Source organism: Streptomyces sp. 15-116A, assembly GCF_025290915.1.
Lineage (GTDB): Bacteria > Actinomycetota > Actinomycetes > Streptomycetales > Streptomycetaceae > Streptomyces.
In genome coordinates this window covers 1-3,483 of record NZ_JAOCQE010000430.1, presented here as the reverse complement: position 1 = coordinate 3,483, position 3,483 = coordinate 1, and the positions used below count along the sequence as shown (strand labels likewise).

Here is a 3,483-nt window from a genome sequence, read left to right as displayed (position 1 = left end):
CGCGCGGCGGGGGAGCGCCCTGGCCGGCCCGGCCGCCCTGGCTGTCCCGTACGTCCTGCCCGCCCGTGCGGCGGCCCTGTGAGTGGTCCGGGTAGGTGTCGGCGAGGTGTCCGGCGGGCCGCTCCGTCTCCGCGCCGCGCGGCGCGGGCGGGCGTGCCTCGGCCAGCCCCTGTGCCTCGCGCGCCGCGATCTCCTTGAGCCGCAGCGACAGTTGGAGCGTGCTCGGCCGCTCCTCGGGATCCTTCGCCAGACAGGCCCGCACCAGCGGGGCCAGGGCGTCGGGGACGCCGTCCAGTTGGGCCTCCTCGTGCACCACCCGGTACAGCATCACCTCCGAACTCCCGTGCCCGAAGGGCGAGTCGCCCATCGACGCGTACGCGAGCGTGGCGCCCAGCGAGAACACGTCCGTCGCCGGGGTGACGGCGGCGCCGCGCACCTGCTCCGGGGCGAGGAAGCCGGGGGAGCCGACCGCCGTGCCGACGTGCGTGAGCGTGGAGGCGCCGGTCGCCCAGGCGATGCCGAAGTCGATGATCCGCGGGCCCTTGGGGGAGAGCAGGATGTTCGACGGCTTGAGGTCCCGGTGCACGACACCGGCCTCGTGCACGGCGACCAGCCCTTCCGACAGGGCGGCGCCGATGGCGGCGACCTCGGCCGCGCCGAGTGGGCCCTCGTCGGCGACCTTGTCGTGCAGCGACGGGCCCGGCACGTACTGGGTGGCGAACCACGGGCGGTCCGCGTCGAGATCGGCGGCCACGAGACGGGCGGTGCAGCCGCCCCGGATACGGCGGGCCGCGGACACCTCGCGCGCGAAGCGGGAGCGGAACTCCTGGTCCTCCGCGAGGTCCGGCCGGATGACCTTCAGCGCGACCCGTTGCCCCTTCTTGTCGGAGCCCAGGTAGACCACGCCCATTCCGCCCGCGCCGAGACGTCGGTGAAGCCTGAAAGAGCCGACGACGCGCGGGTCCTCGCGCCTCAGGCGCATCATCGCCATGTTCATCCCCGCTGCCCGGTCCTGTGACGTGCCACAGCTTACGTTTCCACGGGCGCGTGTGCGCAGAGGCCGCGCCCTCTTCGGGGGGTGGATTGTCAGTGGCGGGTGGGAGACTTGAAGGGTGGTCAGGGGGCGTGCGGGCAGGCGGGGTTCGTGCGGGCGTGGGTCCCAACCACCCGATGCGGAAGGGGGATTGATCGCGTGAAGGGTGATCGTGTGGAGATAGTCGTGGACGCGGGGGACACGACGCGTACGTACGAGGTGGTGGCGAGCAGGGCGGGGCGCCGGGTGGAGACGGCGGTGCGGCGAGGGGTGGTGGAAGTGAGCGAAGTCACGCGGAACGGGTCTGTGGTGCGTACGGCTCGGTTCATGGCGAACCGGGTGCTGGCGCTGGTGGAGCAGCCGGTGCCGCGGGAGGACGGATCGGAGGTTCCGGGGCGTTCCGGGCACCCCCTCCGGGATGACCCCGAGTCGTAGGACCGCGTCTCCACCCAGGGGAGTACGGCGGGGGTGGCGGCTCATCCTCCGGGAGGCCCGGCAATCGGTACGAGGGCATGACGTCCGGGATGTGCGGGGCGCCTAGATTTGAGGTCAAGCGGCGGGTGCAGCACTCGTCCCCCGAGGTCAGACGCCCGCCGCTGCCACGCATAGCGAATACCGAGAGCGACAACAGAAACGGTCAGGAGAGGGGCCATGGCTCACACGGCACCGCGGACGCTGGTCCGCACACGGGTACGGCGCGAGGGACGGCGCCACCCGCTGGTGGCGACGCTGATGGCCCTTCCCCTGGCGGTCCTGCTCCTCCTCGTCTTCGACGGGTGGGAGACGGTGACCACACAGGCGTCGTCCGTGGGCGAGATGCTGGGGCGCTGAGCGGCGACCCCAGGCCCGGAAGAGCGGTCCGGGCGGGGACATCCACCCATGAAACCCCGTGGGGACGGGGGTGCGGCGGACGGCAACAATGCCGGCGCAGCTGGGGAGCTGCGCCGGCATTACTTTTTCCGCGCGCGTGGGTGAGGGTGCGCGTCTTATGCCTGCGGGCATTCCCCACCTAGCTGCGGGCAGTCGTGCCTCCCCCAGTGCCTTAAGGGCCTGGGAGGTGCCCCCAGGGCGGCACGGGTGGGCGGTGGGGGTCCCCCGCTCATGGGGGTCCCCCCGCGCGAGCGAAGCCGAGCGTGGGGGAGAAGCCGAGAGTGGGGGAGGCACCCCGCCAGCGCGGGTGAGCGTCACCCACCCCCGGCCCGCTCCAGCGCGGGGTGCCCAGCCGGGCGCAGCCCCCCGTACGCTCCCCTGTCAGACCCGCACCCCAGGGAGCCCCGTGTCCTCACCCCAGCCTCTGCTCAGCGAGATGGCCGTTCGTGCCGCCGCCGTCGCCCACGAGCCCCGCCCCACCTGCCCCTGCGGCGCAGCCACCCTCGCCGATCGGGCCGATGGGACAGTCGTCCGGCATGGTGACACCGTAGCGAAGGCGCACGCCCCGGACACCGACCCCGGTGAGCTGCAGGTCCGTCTCGACACCGCTGCCCGCCGCACGGACGTCTTCGTGGCCCCGCTCACCCGCACGGCAGTGCCCCTGCACGGCCGGCTCGTCAGCTTCTGGCCCTACGGCGACCCCGTCGACCCGGACGACCCCGACGCCGCCCCCTGGGAAGCCGCCGCCACCCTGCTCGCCCTCCTGCACCGCACACCCCTCACCCCGGGCCTGCCCGTGATGCGCGGCCCCCTCAAGGCCGCCCGCGCCGTCGCCCGGCTCCAGGCCGAGGCCAGTGGGCATCCCGCCGTCGGACCGGTGCTGCGGGCCTGGTCGGCCCTTCCCGACTGGGCCCGGGGCGAGACACCCACGCCGGCGACCGGCACCGTCTGTCACGGGGATCTGCATCTCGGTCAGCTCGTACGCCTCCCCGGCGACACGGGCTGGCGGCTGATAGACGTCGATGACCTGGGCGTCGGAAATCCCGCGTGGGATCTCGCACGACCCGCGGCCTGGTTCGCGTGCGGGCTGCTCGGGAGTGACGAGTGGGGACGGTTCCTGAACGCTTACCGGGCCGCCGGCGGTCCCGCAGTCCCGGCGGACGGTGATCCCTGGCCCGCTCTCGACGTCCCGGCCCGTGCCCTCACCGTGCAGACCGCCGCCCGCATGGTCACCAAGGCGCTGGCGGACGGGCGGAGCCTGGACGACGTGGAGACCTGTGTCGTGGACGCCTGTGCGCGAATGCCCTCGGTCCCCGCCCAGTTGACGCACCAGCGTGCGACGTAGGGTGCAACCGACCGGAGCCGGGCAGAGTCTGTCCTGGCGATACCCGATGCAGGACCGACCGGCGAGGAGTTGAACCGATCATGCAGTGTCCGAAGTGTCGTGCGCCCATGCACACCTACAACCGCAACGGCGTTCAGATCGAGCAGTGCAGCGGATGCCGAGGCATCTTCCTCGACTACGGCGAGCTGGAGTCGCTGACCCGGCTGGAGGCCCAGTGGTCCCAGCCCGCGCCGCC

General features: G+C 73.0%; 5 protein-coding genes. 4 read left to right on the top strand and 1 reads right to left on the bottom strand.

The annotated features are described in order from the left end of the window. The coding region (locus N4P33_RS33835; RefSeq protein WP_260830756.1) for a serine/threonine-protein kinase at window positions 1–997 on the bottom strand (997 nt) is incomplete at its 3' end. A gap of 195 nt (window positions 998–1,192) precedes the next feature. Between N4P33_RS33835 and N4P33_RS33830 the strand changes: the two genes are divergently transcribed. From N4P33_RS33830 to N4P33_RS33815, 4 genes are all read left to right on the top strand, one after another. After that, window positions 1,193–1,468, top strand: a complete 276-nt coding sequence (locus N4P33_RS33830; RefSeq protein WP_260830755.1) for a hypothetical protein — start codon at window positions 1,193–1,195, stop codon at window positions 1,466–1,468. A 216-nt stretch (window positions 1,469–1,684) separates the two neighbouring features. After that, on the top strand, window positions 1,685–1,864 hold the full coding sequence (locus tag N4P33_RS33825) for a hypothetical protein (RefSeq protein WP_260830754.1): 180 nt from the start codon (window positions 1,685–1,687) through the stop codon (window positions 1,862–1,864). A gap of 475 nt (window positions 1,865–2,339) precedes the next feature. Then, window positions 2,340–3,248 carry a phosphotransferase family protein gene (locus N4P33_RS33820; RefSeq protein WP_260830753.1) on the top strand — a complete coding sequence of 303 codons (909 nt, stop codon included), beginning with the start codon at window positions 2,340–2,342 and terminating at the stop codon, window positions 3,246–3,248. 80 nt (window positions 3,249–3,328) lie between these two features. Next, the coding region (locus tag N4P33_RS33815) for a zf-TFIIB domain-containing protein (protein ID WP_260830757.1) at window positions 3,329–3,483 on the top strand (155 nt) is incomplete at its 3' end.